This window comes from Cetobacterium sp. ZOR0034 (assembly GCF_000799075.1).
Classification (GTDB): Bacteria; Fusobacteriota; Fusobacteriia; order Fusobacteriales; family Fusobacteriaceae; genus Cetobacterium_A.
Map to the genome: position 1 here is coordinate 1 of NZ_JTLI01000087.1, position 3808 is coordinate 3808.

The 3808-nt window shown below is 30.6% G+C and carries 3 protein-coding genes; 2 read left to right on the top strand and 1 reads right to left on the bottom strand.

The window, feature by feature from the left end:
- Nucleotides 1-132: 132 nt before the first annotated feature.
- Nucleotides 133-1467, bottom strand: coding sequence for a DUF1576 domain-containing protein (locus tag L992_RS12135; RefSeq protein WP_047383780.1), 1335 nt, complete (start codon nucleotides 1465-1467; stop codon nucleotides 133-135).
- Nucleotides 1468-1625: 158 nt separating this feature from the next.
- Between L992_RS12135 and L992_RS12140 the strand changes: the two genes are divergently transcribed.
- Entirely contained in the window at nucleotides 1626-2711 is a 1086-nt protein-coding gene (locus L992_RS12140; protein WP_047383781.1) for a carbohydrate kinase, read from the top strand.
- A complete protein-coding gene (locus L992_RS12145) occupies nucleotides 2708-3628 on the top strand; it encodes a pseudouridine-5'-phosphate glycosidase (RefSeq protein WP_047383784.1) in 921 nt (306 codons plus the stop codon). Before L992_RS12140 ends, L992_RS12145 begins: the two co-directional genes overlap by 4 nt.
- Nucleotides 3629-3808 lie beyond the last annotated feature (180 nt).

Consider the following 3808-nt stretch of genomic DNA (forward strand, 5'->3'; position numbering starts at 1 on the left):
CTATTCGGTTGTTAATGTCCTTTTCATTCAGTTGTTGTCTGCGGTGTTTCCCGCTGACATATATAATCATACCACAGACAACATTGTTTGTCAACAAACTTTTTTTATTTTTTTTAAAATATGTTTTCTTATTTACAGTTTATCTTGTAAATTATCCTCTGTTTTCCTTATTAAGTCATGTAATGCTTTCTGTCTTTGTAGATATTTCGCTCTTCTTTTATTTACACTTTCTTTAGTTGTATTTATTATAGGTAATAAAAATCCTGCAACTATTCCAGCTGAAAATCCATTATTATAAAGGTTTAACCCACCATGAACAACACCTATACTTTGGACTACCGCAATATGCAACATCCCTGCTACTATCCCCCATCCAAAACCATACACTCCTGCTACTGGTGCTAAAGATGTTCCAAACAATCCAGATAAAGCTAATGTAAATCCATCTGTTGTACTTCCAAACTTTCCTAAAAATACTCCTATTAATATCGGCGTAATATTAAGAATAGTTTTCCCATAAGCCGAGAATCCTACTATTGTTAATATTCCTGCAAGTAATGGTCCATTTAAAGTTTGACCTAATAAGATAGGATACATCATTGCTACAAATCCCATAGTTCCCATATTTATAAAAGTTAAGCCGTAGCCATATTTCAAAACAAAATCACTCTTCAATCCACTATCTTTCAGTAAAGCTTTATATCCTGAAAAACTTTTATTGTTTATATAATATCCTATCAATATTAAAGCCAAAAATACACCACTAGATATTATTTTAAGTTCAACATCATGTTCTATAGATATTATTCTTTGAGGTACCACTACAAATTGATACAATTTAAGAACAGACGCTATTACAGCTCCCAATATTCCACCTGTAAAACCAAGATTATACAAATTAAATCCTTCATGGAACCCTGCCATTTTCTTCGCTAAAGGTGTCACTATAAACCCTATTACTATTCCTAATACAATAGCATGCACATATGCATATTCACTAAAAACATGTATATTAAATGCAACTTCACTTATAAATGGTGCTAACGCACTAGTAAAAGATATCGTTACCAATATATCTTTAAAATCAATATGCTCATATTTAGAGTATAAAATTCCCCCTACATAAAACGGCAAAATATTTAATATATTTTTTCCGAAGAAAGAAAATCCAAAAACCGTAAAAAATGAAGCTATCGCTAAACCATTTAAAGGTGTTCCTAGTAATCTCATCAAAGTATAATTAAAGGCAAATATTAAAAATGCATTCAAAAATGTTGCTCCCATTCCTCCTATAACTAAAAAGTCAGTTATCAAAACTGTCGGAGAAGTTAATATTCTTATAAACCCTTCCAATATATTTTCTTTACCTTTTAATACAAAATAAGCAAATAATGCAAACAGAACTCCTACTACTATTTCAGTAAGTAACCACACCTTTTTGCTTCTATCACCTTTAAAATTATCCAAACTACCACCCCTTTTATATTCTTTATTAAAATTCTAATATTTTTTACAAAAAAAATCAATTTTTTTATAGATAAATCGTTGACATTTCAATACTTCAATGATAATATTTAAACAAAAGTTTAGTAAGTTAAACATTTGTTTAAGAAAAGGAGGTGCATATGACTAATAGAGAAAAAGAGATCTTAAAATGGATTGAAGAAAATCCTTTTATTTCTCAATCAGAATTAGCTGAAAAAGCTGATATCGCTCGTTCATCTGTTGCTGTACACATTTCTAATTTAATAAAAAAAGGAAAAATAATCGGTAAAGGATATATTATACAAAAAAAATCTTTTACTACTGTTATCGGTGGTACAAATATCGATATTTCAGCAAAATCTTACTCACCTTTAAAAGATTATGATTCTAATCCTGGAAAGGTCAATACATCTTTCGGCGGTGTAGGTAGAAATATTGCAGATAATCTTTCAAGATTAAATCAAGATGTAGAACTTATAACTGTCCTTGGCGATGATTTTAATGGCGAAGAAGTTAGAAAAAATTGTAGAGTTTTAGGAATAAACACTTCTAACTCTTTAATAATTCCAAACTCTTCAACATCTACATATTTATCTATACTAGATGATAATAACGATATGAAGATTGCTATTTCTGCTATGGATTTATATGATAATGTCACTATAGACTTTATCAAATCTAAAAAAGAGATTTTAGACGAATCTAAACTTTGTATAGTCGATACAAATATACCTAAAGAAACTATTGAATATATTGTAACTAATTTTAATATACCTGTATTTTTAGATTGCGTATCTACTACAAAAGCATTAAAAATTAAAGATTTTATCGGTAGGTTCCACACGATAAAACCAAATAAAATAGAAGCAGAAACACTTTCTGGTATAAAAATAATCGATTTAAACTCTCTTGAAAAATGTGCTAATTTCTTTATAGAAAAAGGAGTAAAACAAGTTTTCATCTCTTTAGGAGAAGAGGGAGTTTTTTATTCAAATGGAGTAGCTTCTGGTAAGATGTCTCCTTTCAAAACTAAGGTTATCAATACAACTGGGGCTGGCGATGCTTTTATGTCTGGAATCGCTTATAGTTTCTTAGAGAATCTCGATATAATTGAAAGTTGTAAAAATGGTATCGCTTGTGCAACAATCGCTATTTCAAGCGAAAAAACAATTAGCGACAATATGTCTTTAGAAAACGTTAATAAAATTAAGGAGGAAAATTTATGAATTTAACAAAATATTTAGAAATTTCAAAAGAGGTTAAGGAAGCATTAGAAAACAATAGACCGGTAGTTGCCCTTGAATCTACTATTATATCTCATGGAATGCCTTATCCTCAAAATGTGGAAACAGCTTTAAAAGTTGAAGAAATTGTAAGAGAAAATGGTGCTGTTCCAGCTACAATAGCTATTTTAAATGGAAAATTAAAGGTAGGATTAACTAAAGAAGAGATTGATTATTTAGGAAAAAAAGGTCTTGATGTTACTAAAGCTAGTAGAAGAGATATCCCTGCAATATTAGCTTCTGAAGATGATGGTGCAACTACTGTTGCCTCTACTATGATTATAGCCGCGTTAGCTGGTGTTAAGGTATTTGCAACTGGAGGAATCGGTGGAGTTCATAGAGGAGCTGAAACAACTATGGATATATCAGCAGATTTAGAGGAATTAGCAATGACTGATGTTGCTGTTGTTTGTGCTGGAGCTAAATCTATTCTAGACATCGGATTAACTCTTGAGTTTTTAGAAACAAAAGGAGTTCCAGTTATCGGATATCAAACTAAAGAGTTACCTGCTTTCTACACTAGAAAAAGTGGTTTCAACGTGGATTACAAAATGGATACTCCAGAACAAATCGCTAAAACTCTAAAAGCAAAATGGGATGTTAACTTAAAAGGTGGAGTTGTTATTGCAAATCCAATTCCTGAAGAATTTGCTATGGATTTCGATACAATTACAAATGCAATTAACAATGCTGTTTCTGAAGCTGAAGAAAAAGGAATCAAAGGAAAAGATAGTACTCCATTCCTTTTAGCTAAAGTAAAAGATATCACAAAAGGAAAAAGTTTAGAATCAAATATTCAATTAGTTTTCAATAATGCTAGATTAGCTTCTAAAATAGCTAAAAATTATTGTGAATTATAATAGTAAAATCCCGTTTCTTATAGTAATTAAGAAACGGGATTTTTTTATAAAAAATAAAAAATAAAAAAAAGGGAACTCATCAGTTCCCTATAAATATCATTTTGAATGGCTGGGGTGGCTGGATTCGAACCAACGCATGACGGAGTCAAAGTCCGTTGCCTTACCGCTTGGCGACACCCC

What these genes read in the sequence shown, in the direction of transcription:
- L992_RS12145 (WP_047383784.1), top strand. Translation starts at nt 2,708, where the DNA reads ATGAATTTAACAAAATATTTAGAAATTTCAAAAGAGGTTAAGGAAGCA.
- L992_RS12140 (WP_047383781.1), top strand. Translation starts at nt 1,626, where the DNA reads ATGACTAATAGAGAAAAAGAGATCTTAAAATGGATTGAAGAAAATCCT.